The organism is Halobellus sp. MBLA0158 (genome assembly GCF_041477585.1).
GTDB lineage: Archaea > Halobacteriota > Halobacteria > Halobacteriales > Haloferacaceae > Haloquadratum > Haloquadratum rubicundus.
The window spans coordinates 2382952-2400475 of record NZ_JBGNYA010000001.1; the positions used below are offsets into that span (position 1 = coordinate 2382952).

12 protein-coding genes are annotated in these 17524 nt (G+C 65.7%); 9 read left to right on the forward strand and 3 right to left on the reverse strand.

Annotation, left to right across the window (positions count from 1 at the left end; translation table 11 throughout):
- Positions 1-316: 316 nt before the first annotated feature.
- From OS889_RS12065 to OS889_RS12075, 3 genes are read left to right on the forward strand one after another with little or no spacing between them, the layout of a single operon-like run.
- Positions 317-592 carry a DUF8044 family membrane protein gene (locus OS889_RS12065; protein WP_372390106.1) on the forward strand — a complete coding sequence of 92 codons (276 nt, stop codon included), beginning with the start codon at positions 317-319 and terminating at the stop codon, positions 590-592.
- A gap of 3 nt (positions 593-595) precedes the next feature.
- Entirely contained in the window at positions 596-1648 is a 1053-nt protein-coding gene (locus tag OS889_RS12070) for a DUF4350 domain-containing protein (RefSeq protein ID WP_372390107.1), read from the forward strand.
- Positions 1641-2738 carry an AAA family ATPase gene (locus tag OS889_RS12075; RefSeq protein WP_372390108.1) on the forward strand — a complete coding sequence of 366 codons (1098 nt, stop codon included), beginning with the start codon at positions 1641-1643 and terminating at the stop codon, positions 2736-2738. The genes OS889_RS12070 and OS889_RS12075 overlap by 8 nt, the downstream gene beginning before the upstream one ends.
- Here OS889_RS12075 and OS889_RS12080 read toward each other — a convergent pair.
- Genes OS889_RS12080 through OS889_RS12090 form a run of 3 tightly spaced genes read right to left on the reverse strand, consistent with a single transcriptional unit; the run spans position 2636 to position 5548 of the window.
- On the reverse strand, positions 2636-3625 hold the full coding sequence (locus OS889_RS12080; RefSeq protein WP_372390110.1) for a DUF7982 domain-containing protein: 990 nt from the start codon (positions 3623-3625) through the stop codon (positions 2636-2638). The two genes, OS889_RS12075 and OS889_RS12080, sit on opposite strands and share 103 nt — an antisense overlap.
- Complete coding sequence (locus OS889_RS12085; RefSeq protein WP_372390111.1) at positions 3622-4104, reverse strand: DUF8163 family membrane protein; 483 nt, start codon at positions 4102-4104, stop codon at positions 3622-3624. Before OS889_RS12085 ends, OS889_RS12080 begins: the two co-directional genes overlap by 4 nt.
- Positions 4097-5548, reverse strand: a complete 1452-nt coding sequence (locus OS889_RS12090) for a DUF58 domain-containing protein (RefSeq protein WP_372390112.1) — start codon at positions 5546-5548, stop codon at positions 4097-4099. Before OS889_RS12090 ends, OS889_RS12085 begins: the two co-directional genes overlap by 8 nt.
- Positions 5549-5805: 257 nt before the next feature.
- On the opposite strand from OS889_RS12090, the gene OS889_RS12095 reads away from it, so the two are divergent.
- From OS889_RS12095 to OS889_RS12120, 6 genes are all read left to right on the forward strand, one after another.
- Positions 5806-7890 (forward strand): alpha-2-macroglobulin family protein, encoded by a 2085-nt coding sequence (locus OS889_RS12095; protein ID WP_372390113.1) that lies wholly within the window; start codon positions 5806-5808, stop codon positions 7888-7890.
- 21 nt (positions 7891-7911) lie between these two features.
- Positions 7912-8928 (forward strand): DUF8471 domain-containing protein, encoded by a 1017-nt coding sequence (locus OS889_RS12100; protein ID WP_372390114.1) that lies wholly within the window; start codon positions 7912-7914, stop codon positions 8926-8928.
- A 79-nt stretch (positions 8929-9007) separates the two neighbouring features.
- Positions 9008-11965, forward strand: a complete 2958-nt coding sequence (locus tag OS889_RS12105) for an FtsX-like permease family protein (RefSeq protein ID WP_372390116.1) — start codon at positions 9008-9010, stop codon at positions 11963-11965.
- Positions 11958-13601, forward strand: coding sequence for a hypothetical protein (locus OS889_RS12110; RefSeq protein ID WP_372390117.1), 1644 nt, complete (start codon positions 11958-11960; stop codon positions 13599-13601). Before OS889_RS12105 ends, OS889_RS12110 begins: the two co-directional genes overlap by 8 nt.
- Positions 13602-13729: 128 nt before the next feature.
- Complete coding sequence (locus OS889_RS12115; RefSeq protein WP_372390118.1) at positions 13730-14419, forward strand: ABC transporter ATP-binding protein; 690 nt, start codon at positions 13730-13732, stop codon at positions 14417-14419.
- An 18-nt stretch (positions 14420-14437) separates the two neighbouring features.
- The gene (locus OS889_RS12120; RefSeq protein ID WP_372390120.1) at positions 14438-17443 is read left to right on the forward strand and encodes an FtsX-like permease family protein; all 3006 of its coding nucleotides are present in this window, start codon (positions 14438-14440) and stop codon (positions 17441-17443) included.
- Positions 17444-17524: the final 81 nt, after the last annotated feature.

The window sequence follows — 17524 nt, forward strand, 5'->3', positions numbered from 1 at the left end:
GACCTTCAGACGTCTATTACTGTTTACCGCATTTCCGACATAGATATGTTGAGATCGAAATTTTTAGCCGATAGAAGAAATATATAATTTATGGTAGGTTCTAAAAACAAAGTATGATAATAGAGCATCTTACCCTGAGCCACAAATATCATATTTCGCATATTAACACACGTTTCGACCACAATCAGCGTAACAACGGCAATTCAGTATAACCGACCAGACGACAGCACGCGATCCGGCCACAAGAGAAGAACCGCTGCGATATGCGCAGCCTTCCGCCGATGGGTTCAAAACATCCGGCCGACGTGATACGCCTATGGTAGTGTCACGGCGACAACGGTTCGTCCACGCGCAGGTCGCCGCAATGGTGGCAGTCGCGTTCGTCCTCTCGCTTTTGGACTCGCTGACGGTCGAACTCTTCTTTGTCGTCTCCCTGATCGCTTTCCTCGTCAACGTCGAGTTGACCGCGCCGTTTCACGTAACGCCGGAGTGGCGGCGACGGCTCCGCTGGATCATCGCCCTCGGTCTTCTCGGCTTCAGCTATATCGTCATTCGACGGATTCTGGCTATTCTGCCACCGGGAGTGATCTGACCGATGGCGGACGCCACGACTCGCCACGCGAGATACGCGGTCGTTGGTTTGGCGATACTCGTTATCCTCTCGGTTGGCGTAGGATTCGCTACGAGCACGGCCCCGTTCAGTGCGTACAATGCGGCTTGGGACGGATCTACGAACCTCGAAGAGATCGCCGCCGACAGTGATACCGAGTTGACTGTAGCGACGACCGTCGAGTCGGCCTACGAAGGTTCCGAAAGCCATCTCGCGATCGTACTCTCGCCGGACAGATCATATACTGCCGCTGAGCGATCGCGTATTCGAGAGTACGTAATCGACGGAGGGACGCTGTTGGTCGCGGACGACTTCGGCGGTCACGCCACGGGATTGTTACGAGGCGTCGGTGCTCGGAGTCGATTCGACGGCCGGCTGTTGCGTGACGAACGCCGATACTACCGCACGCCGAACATCACGCTAGCGACTGCCACGAACAACTCGACACTGCTGTCGCCGGGAGAAACGCTCACGCTCAATCACGGGACAGCACTCAGTCCGAACGGGACCACAGTCCTCGCGACCAGTTCCGAGTTTTCGTACCTCGATACGAACCGTAACTACGCGCTTGACGAGGACGAAACACTCGAGTCGCGACCGGTGGTGACCCGCGAATCGATCGGAGAGGGCACGGTGCTCGTGGTCAGCGACCCGTCGCTGTTCATCAACGCGATGTCCGAACGTGACGGGAACCGGCGGTTCATCCGGGCGGTACTACAACGCCACGATCAGGTGGCTGTCGACGCGAGCCACACGGATCGCGTACCACCGCTGTTCGCGTGGCTGCTCTGGATGCGATCGACGCCCCCCGCACAAGTCGTCTTCGGAGTGATCGCCCTCCTCGGGATCGGCTTGGCAACGACACATCGGCACCTGATCGAGTCACGGCTAGGCGGTGACGAGCCGACAATCGCGATCGACCACGAGGCTATCGTGGCCTACATCAGCGCTGAACACCCCGAGTGGGACGACGCAGACGTCAACCGGATGATAGCAGGAGTTATCCCTGACCAACATAAAAAGGACGACGATGACTGATCCGGCCCGCTTGTATGATGACTTACAATCAGAGGCTTCACAGCTACTAATCGGGCAGGATACCGCGTTCAGATATCTCACAATTGCCCTTCTCACTCGAGGTCACGTGCTTCTCGAAGGCGTTCCTGGCGTCGCGAAGACCACACTCGCCGAGGCGTTCGCTCGCGTATCCGGTCTCGACTCACGACGAATTCAGATGACGCCCGACCTACTGCCGGCCGACGTCACTGGGACGAAAGTCTATCGGGAAAACACCGGAACCTTCGAGTTGGAGCGCGGCCCTGTCTTTGCAAACGTCGTCATCGCCGACGAGATTAACCGTTCGACCCCGAAGACCCAGAGCGCGTTGTTGGAGGCGATGCAGGAGCGGCAGGTCACGATCGAGGGCGAGACGCTGGATCTTCCGTTGCCGTTCATTCTGATTGCGACCCAGAACCCCATCGAGATGGAAGGCACGTTCGGACTGCCGGAGGCCCAGCGGGACCGATTCCAGCTCAAGATCAGTCTCGGAATCCCCGAACGGAGCGGCGAAGCCGAGATTTTGAGCAGATTCGATTCGGCGCCGGATCTGGGGCCACAGGACCTCGAGCGAGTCGTCACACCGGATGAGATACGGGCGGCTCAGGATCGCGTCAGCGACGTCCATTTGTCGGAGGCAGTGCGTAACTATATCCTGGATATCGTCGAGCAGACGCGGGCGACGCCGGAGGTGAGCCACGGAGTATCGCCACGGGGCGGGCTCCAGTTGCTCCGGGCAGCGAAGGCCAACGCGGCGATCGAGGGGCGATCGTATACAATTCCGGACGACGTCAAGGCACTAGCGGTGCCCGCGTTGGCACACCGGCTCGTGCTGAGTACCGACGCGGAGATCGGGGAGGTCAAGCCGGCATCGATCATCAGGGAGATCCTAGAGACGACGACGCCACCCAGTCCCCAGGCGTCGCCGGCCACGTCGGAAGCAGTCGGAGACGGCGGAGCGGTCGACGGTCAACTGTCCGCCTCGGAGGCCGCGGATCCGGCGGACTGGTCGGAATCGGCGGAGTCGGCGGAGTCGGAATCCGATTCCGAATCGGGCGCGGATTCCGAATAAGCGGCAGATTCGTCGTAGCCGAGGGTGATCCGGTGTCCGTCGTCGACGGTATCGACCGACACCACTTCGACCGGCGTATCGAGTCCACGGGCGAGGCCGACCGCGACGAACGACACCAGCGGGTGATCGAAGTTCGAGGGGGCGCCGTAAGAGACGTCCTCCACGACGATCGAGATGCGACCGGCCGGTTCGTCGACGTCGGTGTCGGCGGCGCGTGCAAGCTCGAACTGCTCGACGACGGCTTCGCCGAGCTGGGCGGCCAACTGGTCCGGACTGTCGGCGAGCGTCGCGGTTCCACGGCTGAACGCGGTCCACAGTCTCAGGCCGGTCGGGGTGAACGCGACGCCGCGTCGGGGGTCCTGGTTCGGAGAGACGAACGTTTCGCGAAGCGACTGGGTGTCCGGGAGCTCCCAGTCGACGGCGTGGGGAACGAACAAACGCACCCCCGCGTCGGTCTCGCCGGCCGTTTCGAGAGGCACGTATATCGATCGCTCCTGGAGTCCGAGTTCGCCGCGCAACGCGGTGGCGTGAGAGCGATAGGCGGCGTAAGTCGCCTGGCCAACGGAGGCGGGGACGAGTCGATCGGGCGTGAGGAAGTACAGGAGAGCGCCGCCGAAACCGCCGGTAGCCGCCAGAATCAGCAGCGTCTCTCGGAGCGCGGGGAGGATCCCGGCGCCGGTGAGCGCCACCGCACCGACGATCGCCATTGCGACGGCCGATCGGCGATACTGGGACTGCCTGGCTCGGAGGTATTCCCGACGGAGCCGTCGGTTCTCCTCTTCGAGGACGGCGATCCGTCCGCGGAGTTGCTCTCCGTCCTGAGTGCGGTCCTGACCGTCCCCGGTCTCCTCGGCCGGTCGTCGGTTCGACTCAGTGTCGGTGCTCACGTCGTCTCACCAACCAATCCCATCCGTACCAACTGGTATCTGTGGATCACATAAAAAGAGCCGGCACTCAACGCGCCGAACGCGAGGACGACCTGCCAGAGCGGATCGAACGCCTCCGCGAGACCCCAGACGACGGCGACGGCCCCCAGCGATCCGACAGAGAGGTCACGAACCGCACGGGACCGTGGGCGAGACTCGGCGGTGAAGTCGGCCGCGAGGAGTCCCCAGAGACCGATCTGTGCGAAGAGGCCGCCGGGGCCACCGAGTCCGGCGTGTGTCGCGGCGAAGGCGATCTGACCGAATCCGAAGGCGAAGTATCCGGGGACGAACCACCAGCCGAAGCCGACACAGGCAGCGACGACGACACCGGGAATCCCGATCGAGAGGGTCAGTCCGATCAGGACGAGACCGACGACTCCGGCGCGGAAGAGCGAGTCCCCGACAGCGAGTCGCGAAAGCGAGACGCGAGTGCTAGCCATCGGACGCGCCCTCCGGAGTCGGGGTTCGTGCCTCGTGTGCGCGCAGGAGGCCCGCGAGCCGGTCCTGCGGTGCGACCTCGAACGCGGAAACGCCAGTGAGTTTGTTCAGGCGCTTCCGGAACGACTCGAACTCCTCGTACTCGGCATACGCCGATTCGACGTCCGATAGCGCCGACTCGAAGAACACCGTCGGCGTGATGAAAACGAGCACGGCGCCCTCGCGCCGACGCAGGGCTTTGACCGCCTCGTACAGTTCGGCCCTCGCGGTGTCGTCGGTCAGAATGACCGCGTACAGCGATCCCTGGATGCGGTCGACGTACCGCCTGACGGTCGCAAAGAGGGGACGCGAACTGAATCGGTCCGTGTACTCGTTCGTCGAGCGGTAGTACGGCCGCAGGGTCGCGGCGTACTCCGTTCCGTCGTCTGCGATGATCGGTGTCTCGCGACCGGCAGTGAGATTCCTGGTGGTGGATATCGATTCTGTGGACGATCCGTCCGTAGGTTCGAGAGTCCTGAGCCGGGAGCGGACGCGGCGGTGCTGGGACTCGCCGGCTTTCGGCGGGAGGACGTTCGTCGCGCCGTCGTCGCCGACGGTGTAGAGTCCCACCGGATCCCCGAGTGCGTCGGCGCTGTTGACGTACGCCAGCCCGATTTCCCTGAGGAAGTCGAGTTTCGTCTCGCCGGCCGGTCCCGCGGCAGTTGTTCCGCGGTGGTCCAGAATGAGCGTCGTCTGTCTGGCCGACGGGACCTCGAAGTCGCGAATATGCGGGTGGTTCAGTCGCGCGGTCGCCTTCCAGTCGATCCGTCCGATGTCGTCGCCGTGTTGGTACTGGCGGATCTCCGCGGGCTCCAGTCCGGGACCGCGCTGGTCCGAACTGTGCTCGCCGAATCCGGCCGAGATCCGTTCGCCGCCCTGTCCGATGTGCATCCGCCGCGGGGCGCGGGGTTCGACGTCGAGTCGGAGCCGAGCGTCGTCGCCCTGTTCGAACGTTTCCGTGAAGAGGCCGTAGGCGGACTGGGCGGTGACGGACGGACGATCGAACGTCGTAGCCCCGGCGGTGGGGACCGAGAACTGCACGCGGGCGTGCGATGGGGCGTCCGCTGTGGGCGTGAGCGAACCGTCCGACTCGTCGGTCTCGTCGACGGCGAGCGGGAGCTGCGCGTCGACGGTCACCCCCAACGCTGTGGGCTCTGCGAGCTGGGCTCGGAGGGTCAACACGACGGGCTGGTCCGTCGGGACCCGCGTTCGGGACAGGGACTGCTCGACGCTGAGCGTGTCCGAAAGGCGCCCCAGCGCTGCGGCGAAGCGGGCTTGACAGCCGAGCAGGGCGCCGACCAGCACCGCAGCGGCGCCAACGAGAACGGGCGTGGCCAAGGCGACGCCGAAGAGACAGAGGACTCCGGCTACGCCGACCGCCGCCCAGAATCGAGGTGTCGGCCGCATCCGTGCTGTCTCGTCCGATCCGAAGCTTAAAACGCTACCCCTTCGTCACGCAGTTGACGTGATATACGAAAGACGTTTTACTTCCCGCCGTTCCTTGTTCTGTATCTGTGGTGTTGACAGGGGGAAGTGTGCGGATCGTCGTCGCCGCGCTGTTGGTAGTGACCGTCGCGCCGGCCGTTGCCACAGCCGATACGCAGCCGTCCGACTCCCCGATCGATAGCGATCGATCGGAGCGACCGTCATTCACTGACGTAGGTGTGGGAGGCGACCGAGCACAACAGACAGCGAACAACTCCACGATTCAACACGAGAACCCCGAAGAGACCAGCGGCGACGGCGACCTCGAAGCCGTCCAAAACTGGCTCAGCGGTCGGATGGGCGAGACGCTAATCAACTGCACTCAGCGGACCACGCTGTCGGAAGAAGTCGCGTGTTCGCGGCTCGACGAGGAGTACCCCGAGTGGCTCTCGAACTACGTCACGACGGCGCGCGACACCGACGGGTCGGGCGACGATCGGCGCGCCTCACAGTTCAACGAGACGCAACAGGCTCACGACGAGTACCGTGATGCGGTCCGGGAGTTCCGGGAGACGCGACAGGAGTACGAGGAAGCCCGGGAAGACGGCGACAGGGAGCGGGCGCGAGAGTTAGCCCGTGATCTCTCACGGGCTGCGACAGGCGTCAACGAGACCGCGGGGACGTTGACCGAGCGGTTCGAGCAACTCGAAAACAGCACGGGCATCGAGTTCGGACCCGCAATTCGGAGTACACAGGGGGTGGCCCAGAACGCGACGGCGATCGCGACGACCGTTCGGGAGCGGGAGTTCGTCGCAACGACCCTGGAGGTAACCGCGAACCGGACATCGATCGCGTTCGACGCGCCGGTCCTGCTCACGGGCCAACTGCGCACCCAAGACGCCCCGGTTTCGAACCGGACCGTCACGCTCGCGGTCGGGAGACAAACTGACACGGTTCGCACGGACGCAAACGGTCGGTTCGAACTCCTCTATCGCCCGGTGCTGTTACCGCAATCGGCAGACTCCGTTTCGGTCGCGTATCGGCCGGCACCGAGGTCCCTTTACGAACGGTCCGAGGCGGCAGTTAACATCACCGTGCGAGGGACGGCGTCGACGGTGTCGGCGACGCTCTCGGAGACGACGGCGGTGTACGGTGATACGGTTCGCGTCACGGGACAGCTCCGCGCGGACGGACGGGGCGTCGGGAATATGCCGCTCCGGGTCGCCTTCGCCGACACCGCGCTGCGAGTCCGAACCGGCCCGGAAGGGAGCTACACCGCATCAGTCGACGTGCCGGCGGACGTCACTCCGGGGAATCAGTCGGTCTCAGTCGAATTGGCGGTCCGTGAACGCGCTGTCGAGCAGACCTCTGCAACCCGAACGGTTCGCGTTCGGTCGTCGACGACGAACCTCACGCTTCGTCCCGAGGAGATAACGTCGGAGCGGATCCTGGTCACGGCAGTGCTCGTCACCGACGAGGGTCGGCAGGTACGCGGCGAACCCGTTCAGTTGACCGCGGAGAACGGTAGCCGTACGGTCACGACGGATGCCGACGGCGCCTCGACCGCAGCGCTCGATGTCACGAATCAGACCGGGAACCTGACCGTTACGGCCGCGTACCGTCCGTCGGGCGGGAACCTCGATTCGTCGACCGCGCGCCTTCGCGTCAGTGTTCCCGCGAGTGCGACGACAGCGGACGGGACGCAGACCGAGGGAGCGAGCGACGGAAACGGAGACGGAGCGAACGGCGGCTTCCCCGGCACCAATCCGACCCGATGGATCGTCGCATTCGCCGCGGTCGGGTTCGTCCTGGCCGGCGGCACCGCCGTTGCGGCGAGAGCCTACGGCATTCGACCCCGTGACGTCCTCGGACGACTCCCCCTCGGCGCGCTCGGCCTGTTCGGAACCGGCCCCGGTCAGGCGGCCGAGACCGGCGACGGAGACGAGAGTGGGAACGATGAGGAGTCCGCAGAGGCCCCGTCGACCACGGACGATGTATCCGGGGCCGGAGACGAGACGTCCGTGGTCAATGACGCCGAGGGACTGTTGGCCGAGGGACGGACTGATGAGGCGGTGATCACGATCTACGAGGCAGTTCGTGCCAAGTTCGTCGACCAGTACGAACTGCTCCCCGGCGTGACGCACTGGGAACTGGTGGACCGACTGCGGGGACACGGAACCGACGAGGTGGACGAATCAGTCGTCGGGCTCACGACGGCCTACGAGCAGGCGGCGTACGCCCCCGATGCGCTCGAAGCCGACGAGGCGACCGCGGCGATCGAAACCGCGGAACGGCTGCTTTCCCAGACCGACCAATTTTTGTGAACTCTCATCTGAGGGACATTCATGAGTCGGGACTCGGACTGGCGGTTACTTCTCCCAGAGCCCGTCCGGCATCTCCCCGCAGACCTGGCGGCTGTCGTCGTCCTCGCAGTGGCGACGACGGTGGCCGCGACCGTCCCGGGCGTCCGCGAGACCCCGCTTCGGATCATTCTGGGGCTCCCGTACGTCCTGTTTGTTCCCGGGTACGCGCTCGTGGCCGCGCTGTTTCCGGAAGCCGGCGACCCTCCAGCGGAGGACGACGTCGACGACGCCTCGAGCCGTGAGGGAATCGACGGGATCGAGCGCGTCGCGCTCTCCTTCGGGCTGAGTATCGCGGTCGTCCCGCTGATCGGACTCGTGTTGAACTTCACGCCGTGGGGAATTCGACTGGTGCCGATCCTGGTGTCTGTGACTGGCATCACGATCGTCCTCACGGCGGTCGCGGCCCGTCGCCGAGCCCAGTTGGACGAGGTCGACCGATTCCGGGTCCCGTATCGGGCGTGGATCGCCGGTGCGCGGCGGGAGCTATTCGAGCCGGAATCCAGGACCGATGCCGCACTCAACGTGCTCTTGGTCGTGAGTATCCTGCTCGCGGTCGGCAGCGTCGGCTATGCGGTCGCAGTCCCCGGACAGGGAGAGGCGTTCACCGAACTGTATCTCCTGACCGAGACCGAATCGGGCGAACTCGTCGCCGACGACTACCCGACCGAGTTCACGCAGGGCGAGACGCGGTCGCTGATCGTCGGCATCGGCAACCACGAACACCAGACGGTCCAGTACACGCTGGTGTCGCAACTCCAGCGGGTCGAAATCCAGAACAACACCACGCTCGTCCGGGAACGAAACGAGCTGAATCGGTACTCGCCGACCGTCGCGGACAACGCCACCTGGCAGGCTCGGGACACGATCACACCCACGATGACCGGCGAGCGCCTCCGACTCACATACCTCTTGTACAAGGGATCTGCGCCGCCGAATCCGACGGTCAACAGTTCGTATCGGGAGGTCCACCTCTGGATCAACGTCACCGCAAGCCAATGATCACTGCTAGCTACCCACTACGTGTCTGTTCGGCATCCGAGTGCGGGAACCACGCAGTACCGACTGCTTCTCACTGCTGATGGGATATCGACGAGCACTTTCCTTCGGGTGGGCCCGGCGGGACACCTTGGCCGTCGTGGTGATCGCGTTGACGGTCGCGTTCCTCGTCGGGGCCTCGCTGCTCGGCGTCACCCTCGGCGCGCAGACGACGGCGATCGCCGCGGAGTTCGAGACCACCTACGAACTCGCGCAGGGGACTGACGCTCCGGCGGGAGAGCAACCGCCCCCGGTCCAGTTCACGCTCGGCACGGTTTCCGGCGCGGGCCAACGGGTGACGGTGATCGGCATCCCAGCGGATGCGCCGAATATCACGGTCCGCGGACAGCGGATTACGTTCCCGACAGCGGAGCGCGGAACCGTAGCGGCGGCGACGCCTGAGGGCGATGCCGTGTTTTCGGGGCGCGACGGCGTAGCCGTGCAATCGCGAGCCTCGCATACGCTGTTGCCTGATTCGTGGTACGTCGCCCACCCGAGCACGGCACGCGAACTGGGGAACACGGAGTCGTATGCGATCCGATCGACGCCGACGCCGCGGACACCGCTTCTGTCCGCGCTACTGTTCTTCGTCTATGGGTCCGCCGAGTTGGTCGACGTGCTCCGGCTGGCGGCCGTCGGCGGCGGCTTGCTGGTCGGCGTGACGGTGTTCAGCGTCGTCCGAGTCACCGTCCGGGAACGCCGCCCGGACATCGCCGTCCTGCGTTCGACGGGCGCGACGCCGCGGCAGATCGTCAGTATGTACGGGCTCCGGGCGCTCGTCCTCACGGCAATCGGACTCGCGGTCGGCTACGGGTTCGGCCTCATCTTCGTCCGTGCCGTCGTCAACGTCGCCCTCGCGTACGGCCTGCCGACGACGCTCAACGTACAGCTCACGCCGCGAGTGTTGCGGATCCTCGTCCCCGCGGGTGGCCTGTTTCTGGCCGTCGGGGCCGTCTCGGGCGTCGGGGCCGCCTATTCGGCAACGGCGCACGATCCACAGCTCCGACCGCGGGTGACGAACGACGAGCGCCGCTCGCTGGGGCCGCTGTCCCGAATCCGTCGGCTCGGACGGCTGCGGCTGTTAGGGTGGAACACGCTCGTCCCGACGGCCGCGACGCTGACAGTGTTTATGTGTGCGCTACTCGTGCTGACGGCGGTCGCAGGCGCGTTCGGACCGTTGGCGTCAGGAACTGGGCGAACGATCACCGAGCCGGGAACGCCGCATCCGGTCGCCAGCAACGTCCCGGAATCGTACGCGGACGCGCTCCGCGCGCAGGGCGCCGAGGCCAGCCCCGAGATCCTCCTGTTTGAGGTGTACCGCGGCGATCCGATCGTCGCCCGCGGCGTGAACTTCTCTGCGTATCGGTCGTTTGCGGACATCGAATTGCGGACCGGATCGTTGCCGGCCGATCGAAGCGAGGCGTTGATCGGTGCGGACCTGGCGCGGTCGACCGGACTGTCGTCCGGAGAGACGATCGTAATCGGTGGGAGCACCGCGCCCGCGATGACACGTCTGGAGATCACGGGGACGTTCTCCGGGCGCGGGATCCAAGACGATCAGTTGCTCGTCAGTCTGCCGACCGCGCGTGACCTCGCGAACCGACCGGCGGATTCGGTCCACTTCGTGCGAGTCCGCGGGCTCGGTGTCGATTCGGCGACCGGCTCGACGGTCGTCGTCACCGACGCGCGCCTCACGCGGCGGGACGGGCAGACCGGTGTCGTCGTTTCGGTGACGAATCTCGGCCTGCGAGAAGCAACGCGGAGCCTGGATGTGACCGTCGGCGAGACGACGCGGACGACGTCGATCACGCTGTCGAGTCGCCGGACGACACAGCAGTTCGTGCCGTTCGATCTCCGGGACAGCGAGACGTATCGCCTCGTCGTCGGCGACATCGACAAACAAGCCGCTCTCGACGACGGCGAGGCGACAGGGGGATCCGCGTCAGCCAGGGGGCTATCGATCGACGTTCCGGACCCAGTTCCGGTGAACAGTACGCCGCAAATCGTCGTCCTGCGGGGCGGGACTCCGGTCCCGAACGCGACCGTATCAGCCAGTGGTCAAACGGCGGTGACGAACGACCGGGGAGCGGCCCGCATCCGCTTCGAATCGGTCGGTGAGACGGAAATAACTGCGACGAGCAGCGGGAACCGCACTACAGAGACGGTCTCGGTGACGCGGGACGCCGCGCGACGTCCGACGCTGTCCGTGGCGATCTCACCTGACACGCCGAGCATCTTCACGCGACCCGATGCGACAGTTCGACTGGCGAACCCGTGGGCGACCGATCTGCAGTCGTCGGTAGTCGTCAGCGCGCCGGGCGGTGAACGGTCGCGGAACGTCACGATCCCTGCCGGCGAATCGACCGAGTACGGGATCTCGCTCCCGCGCCAACCGCCGGGGGGCTACACCGTCACGGTGACCGCGGACGCGGAGAGCCAAGCATCGACGACGTACACGGTCCGCGGCGACGAGCGGTTGGGCGCGGCGCTCGCCAGCAGCGGTCGCTACACCGCCGGCAGCGGGATCACCCGGGCGATCCAGCTCGTGTTCGGAAACATCGAAGCGCTCGTGTTGGCGATCGTGACGCTGCTCGCGGTGATGACCGTCGGTAGCACGACCGCGGCGCTCACCCGCGCCGTCCACACCGCGAAAGACGAGATCGGGATCCGGCGGGCGACGGGGGCAACCCCGCGGGACGTGTTCGTCGCCGTGTTCGCCGACGCGCTCAAAATCGGCGCCGTAGCGAGCGTTCTGGCTTTCGCCCTCGGCTTCGGCATCGTTCGCTGGCTGCTGTCGATCGGCGAACTCCGGGTGTTCGGACTGGCTCTCGATCCGGTCCTCGCGCCAAGTATCGTGGCGGGCGCGCTCGGTATCGGTGTCGGAGTCGCGATCATCAGCGCGCTGTTGGCGGCCGTCGGGACGGTCCGGGCCGCACCGGCGACGCTGCTCGTGGACAGAAATATATCGGTGTCCGAAAAACGGGGTGATGCGAATGAGTAGTCGTCGTCACCAGGTCGGACTCGCGATCGTCGCCCTCCTCGGAGTCGCACTGGCCTTCCGTGCGGGGCCGCTCTACTGGAGCCAGTATCCCTCGACGTTGGACGGATTCAATTACGCCGCCAGCGCGCAGACGGCGATGGACACCGGCACGCTCGGGCTCACCGGACGGGCCGACAATCTCTTTTTCACGGCCGTATTCGCAGTCGCCGGTCTGGTGTTCGATACGCCTGCGCTTCGTGTGACCCAGCCGGCGGCGACGGTGATCGGGACCGGAATCTGTCTCGTCGGGGTGGCGATCGCGCGTCGTGCAGTCAAGGAATCCGCGACAGTTTCGGTGAGCGCGTCCGCGGTCGCGCTCGTGGTCGCCGGGCTTCTGGCCGTCGAGGGCCTATTCCTCCGTCGGACGACCGTTCCCGACTCCGACTTGGTCGGCATTCTCTTCACGCTGCTCGTCGCCGTCTCGCTCCAGTACGCTTACCGGACCGGTCGGCGACGGTGGTACGGGATCTCCGGCCTCTTCCTGGTCATTTTCCCGATCCTCCACACGTTCACGTCGTTCGTCGTTGGACTGGTGATCACGGGGCTGACCGCGCGGCACGTCTCCCGGCGGCTCTCGCTTCGGTCTCTCGTGGGCGGCGTAGTGATCGCGGGCGGATTCTGGGCCTATATGGCGATCTACTACCGGACGGCCGAGACGTCGCTGTCGCTGGCGGTGCCGTACGTCGATCGCGTCACGGCGTATCCGGGGCTGTTCGTCGCGTGGGCGATCGTGCTGGTCGTCGGGATCGTCTGGCTCCAGCACACGAGCCTCCGGATTCGGCGGGCGATCTACCTCGGGACGATCGGTGCCTTCTTCCTCGTCGTCGCGCTCAACGCCTTCACGCCGATCTACCCCGGGACGGCGAGCACGCCGCAGATCGTCCTCGCTCTCGTCGCGCTCCTAGCATTCGTCGCGCTGAGCGCAGCGGTGTCTCTCGATCTCATCAGCGAGGGGGACGGCGGCACGATCCTCCTGGCGCTCTTTCTGTCACCGGCAGTGATCATCGGATTCAGTCTGACTGCCTCCCTCACGGCCGAGTACTTCGCGACGGCGATGCGCGCACAGACGTTCCTGCATTTCCCCGTCGTCGCTGTCGCCGGCGTGACGCTCGCCCGCTTGCTCAGCCGCGATGGAAGCAGCGGCGTCCGCCGTTTCCTCCGACTCGCGATCGTCGTCGTGGTCGTCGTCGCGACCGTTACGACGGCGCCGCTCGCGTTCGTCAATATGGACACCGGTTCGGTCCCGAGCACGACGCTCGGGTCGGAGTACGAGAGCGTCGAGTTCGTGAGCACGGAGTACTCGGGCGCGTGGACGACCGATCACTCCCTGAGTCGGGTCGGAGGGCACACCTTCGGGGCGAACGTCTCCGTCACGCCCACCGCGTCCTGGCTCTCGGGCGGACCGTCACCGCGTTGTGCCGTCCTCTCCCAGCAGTCGTGGACGACGACCGGTGCGCACCTGTTCCCGAGCGGTCCGGAGACGGTCCCGTCCGACGTGTATCGGGAGTGGACGGGTTCCCGAAACGTCGTCTACACCGCTGGTGGACTCGACCCGACGGTCGTGTCGCTGCCGCGGTCGAACGCGACGGTATGTTGAGTTCTGACACTCGTCTTTGGCCGTATGTAGCACCGATGCCGCCCATAGGTCCGGAACGAACAGAGTCAGTTCAATCAGACGACGGGAGCAAATGATATACATACCGGACCCGACAATCGAGGCACACGATGGCCGGCCCAGTCCTCCGTGGCGAAGAACTCACCGTCGAACGAGGCGGGACCCGTATTCTCGATTCCGTCTCGCTGTCGGTCGATCCCGATGTCTCGTTGCTCGTCCGCGGCGCCAGCGGCGCCGGCAAAACGACGCTTTTCAACGTGCTCGGGCTCTTGACCACGCCGACGAGCGGCTCGCTGTTCGTTCGCGGCGAGGACGCGAGCGAGCTCCCAGAGCGGAAGCGTGCCGTCGTCCGCCGGGACACGATCGGCTTCGTCTTCCAGGATTTCCAGTTGATCCCGGACCTCTCGGCCTGGGACAACGCCGCGTTACCGCAGGACCACACCGGCAGCCGCGACGAGGACTGGCTCGGCGAACTCTTCGGCGCCTTGGGGATCGAAGACCTCGCGGACCAGTATCCGGCGACGCTGAGCGGCGGCGAAAAACAGCGAGTCGCCATCGCCAGGGCGTTGGCGAACCGCCCGGCGGTCGTACTGGCCGACGAGCCCACCGGCCAGCTCGATCCGAACACGGCCGAGCGCGTGCTCGATCTGCTCTTCGAGGTGAAATCACAGACCGACACGGCGCTCGTGTTGATCAGTCACGACCGAGGGCTGGCGCATCGGTTCGACGAGACGGTCCTGCTTCGGGACGGTCGGCTCGTCGAAGATAGCGACGATATCGACTACTCGCTGCCGGAATGAGATCGTTCGGAGGCTGAAATGCGGTTCGAGTCCACGCTCGTGGCGTCGTGGTCGCGCCGGGAGTGGCTGAGCGTCGCCGTGATCACCGTCACGGCCGCGTTCCTCGTCGGCTCCGGCGTCTTGTTGCTCACGGTCGGCTCGTACACCTCGACGCTCGAAGACGACCTCGGAAGCTCCGCGTCTGCGACGTACTACGGCTCCTACGAGACGGCGCAGACGTCCGCAGACGGGGACGACATCGTCTTCCCGCTCGTGCGTGTGTCCGTCGACGGCGACGGAGCCCACCGTGCGGTGGGGATTCCGCCCGACGCACCCGAGCGGATCGAGTCGGCGTCGGTCGCGTGGGAGTCGGCCGCGATCCCGCGGCCGCCGAGCGAGGGTCTCGCTGGCCCGGTGACGCAGCCGACGACACAGGAGGTCGACGGGGCGTCGATGCGCGTGACGCCGCATTCGACCGATTCACGTCTCTTCGCGTCGACGTGGTACATCGGAAGCGCCGAGACCGTCGCGAGCCTCGGCGACGCCGGCGCGCTGGTGATCGATTCCGGTACTGCCGGACAGAGCGGTGAGCAGCCGACGTGGCGACTCGACGGAGTCCCACTGATCGCGGCACTTCCGTTCCTTCTCCGTGGGGTCACTCAGATCATCCGAACGCTCTCGCTGGCAGTCGTCGGGAGCGGTGTCCTGATTCTCGTCGTCGTCTACAACGTCACGCGGATGTCGCTTCGCGACCGCCGCCAAGAGATCCGGGTCGCCCGCGCGACGGGGATTTCGCCCCTCCGATTGTTCGGCCTACTGGAGGGTCGGGTCGCGACCGTGACCGGGACCGGCGTCCTACTCGGATTCGCGGTCGGGCTCATCGCCACGAACGCGGTGATCAACGCGGCCACGTACGCCGGGTTGCCCGTCACGCTGCGGACGGTCCTCACCCCGGAGATACTCCGGTTCGTTCTCCTCGTCAGTGGATTCTTGTTCGGGATGGGACTGCTCGCGGGTGCGCTGGCGGCGGTGCCGGTGATTCGACGCGATCCCGCCGCGCTCGATGGGTCGGGTCGCATACGGGGTACCGGGCGCTCGCTCCCCGAGCGGCTCGTGTCGCTAGCGCGCCCGACGTTCGTCACCTGGCGAGCGCTGGTCCCGACGACGGCGACGCTCGCGGTGTTCGTGCTGATCGTGCTCCTGATCTCGGCGATCGGCGGGGCGGTGGCGCCGCTGGCGACCACCTCCAGCGGAACAGTCGTCGAAAGCGGCGCGCCGCACCCGCTGAACAGCCGACTCAGCGAAGACTACGCGAGCGTCCTCCGAGGTCAGAACTTCACCGCGAGCCCGGAGGTCCTCTACGCGCAGACGCTCGACGGCGATCCGTACCTGATCCGCGGCGCGAACTTCACCTCCTTCAGCGCCGTCACGGGTGCCCGGCTACAAACCGGCCACGCCCCGCGCGCGACCGATCAGGCGGTCATCGGAACGAGCCTCGCAAGTACACTCGATCTCGGCGTCGGCGAGACGATCACGGTCGGCGGCAGTGTCACGCCCGGCGTCCGCCGCGTTCGTATCGTCGGAACGTTCGCCGGAGACGGGATCACGGACGATCAGCTCGTCGTCCCCCTAGCTACGGCGCAGGAGTTAGCCACAGGAACGGGTCAAGTCCACCTTATCCGGACGAACGGAACGACGCAGGCGTTCGACGACTTGGCCCAGGACTCGGGTGGCATCGCCGTGACGGGTCTGTCGGGACAATCGTCGGTCGCAGCGGGGAGTGACTACACGGTCACGGTGACGACACAGAACCTCGGCGACGAGCGCGACTCCCGTACGGTGACCGTTCGCCTCGGGAATCGGAGCCAAACAGTCGAGGTCACCGCGGCAGCCGGGAGTACCACGCGGACGGACGTGACGTTCGAGAGCTTGGAGCCGGGTACCTACACCGTGGCGTCCGACGGGGTTACCAAGTCGCTCGATGTGTACTCTCCGCGTGCGTTCGTCATCCCGCAGGAGTATCCCGATCGCGCACCCCCGGGAGTGACGCTGATCGTACCGGCCGCGCTCCGGAACGGGACAACGGTCCCGGACGCGACCGTGACGCTGGGGGAACGACGTGCCCGGACCACGGACGAAGGGGTCGCACCGATCCGCGTACCCACCGTCGAAGGTGAGTACACCATCACCGTCGAGAAGGAGGGATACGCGACAGTGACTCACACTCTGGTGGTCGAAGACGGGGCCGCACAGGAACTGACCGGCCGACTCGACGTCCAACCCACCACTGGCACCAGACTGACCGACCCGACCGTCGAGATCCAGCTCGGGAACCCGTGGGGGACGTTCTTCGTTCGGAACGTCTCGCTCGTCACGCCCTCGACGGTCGAAACGCGAACCGTCGAGATGGCCGGTGGAAACGTCACGCGAATCACGGTCCCGGCCGCCGATGCGGGCTTCGATCGCCGAATTGCGCCCGGATCGTACGATCTGCGATTGGTATCGGACGGCACGGTGCTCGCGACGGCGACGTATCGTGTCAGCGGCGACGAGCGTGTCGCCGCCACGCTGGCTTCCCAGGGCGAGTATTCCTCGGGCACGGCCATCGGACGCGCGATCGAGAACGTCTTCGGCAACGTTCAGGTCCTGTTCTTGGTGATCGTTGGACTCGCGGGCCTCAGCACAGTGGGCGGGACGACGGCGACGTTCGCCTACGCGGTCCATACGAGCCGTCGAGAGATCGGTATCTATCGCGCGACCGGGGCATCTCCGCGGCGCGTTCTGCGATTGGTGTTCGCCGACGCAATTCGCGTCGCCGTTCCAGCCGCGATAGTCGCGTTCGCTCTCGCGTACGCCGTCCTGCGCGGACTGGTGTGGGCGGATCTACTGGTCGTGTTCGGCGTCCGTCTGTCGGTGCCGCTGTCGCCGTTCGCGGTCGGCGCGACCCTACTCGGAGCGGTCGCACTCGCCGCAGTGAGTGCGCTCGGCGTCGCTCTGATGATCGCCTACGCGACCCCCGGCAGGCTGCTTGCTGCGGGTCGCTGAGCGTGGTCACGCGGCTCTTTATGATACATCGATTCCACCACGATCGGGTCGTTGCTGTGCCCGAACGTCGTAGCGATGGAA

Coding starts and splice junctions, on each gene's coding strand:
- OS889_RS12110 (WP_372390117.1), top strand. CDS start 11,958: ATGAGTAGTCGTCGTCACCAGGTCGGACTCGCGATCGTCGCCCTCCTC.
- OS889_RS12100 (WP_372390114.1), top strand. CDS start 7,912: ATGAGTCGGGACTCGGACTGGCGGTTACTTCTCCCAGAGCCCGTCCGG.
- OS889_RS12070 (WP_372390107.1), top strand. CDS start 596: ATGGCGGACGCCACGACTCGCCACGCGAGATACGCGGTCGTTGGTTTG.
- OS889_RS12105 (WP_372390116.1), top strand. CDS start 9,008: ATGGGATATCGACGAGCACTTTCCTTCGGGTGGGCCCGGCGGGACACC.
- OS889_RS12085 (WP_372390111.1), bottom strand. CDS start 4,104: ATGGCTAGCACTCGCGTCTCGCTTTCGCGACTCGCTGTCGGGGACTCG.
- OS889_RS12115 (WP_372390118.1), top strand. CDS start 13,730: ATGGCCGGCCCAGTCCTCCGTGGCGAAGAACTCACCGTCGAACGAGGC.
- OS889_RS12065 (WP_372390106.1), top strand. CDS start 317: ATGGTAGTGTCACGGCGACAACGGTTCGTCCACGCGCAGGTCGCCGCA.
- OS889_RS12075 (WP_372390108.1), top strand. CDS start 1,641: ATGACTGATCCGGCCCGCTTGTATGATGACTTACAATCAGAGGCTTCA.
- OS889_RS12120 (WP_372390120.1), top strand. CDS start 14,438: ATGCGGTTCGAGTCCACGCTCGTGGCGTCGTGGTCGCGCCGGGAGTGG.
- OS889_RS12090 (WP_372390112.1), bottom strand. CDS start 5,548: ATGCGGCCGACACCTCGATTCTGGGCGGCGGTCGGCGTAGCCGGAGTC.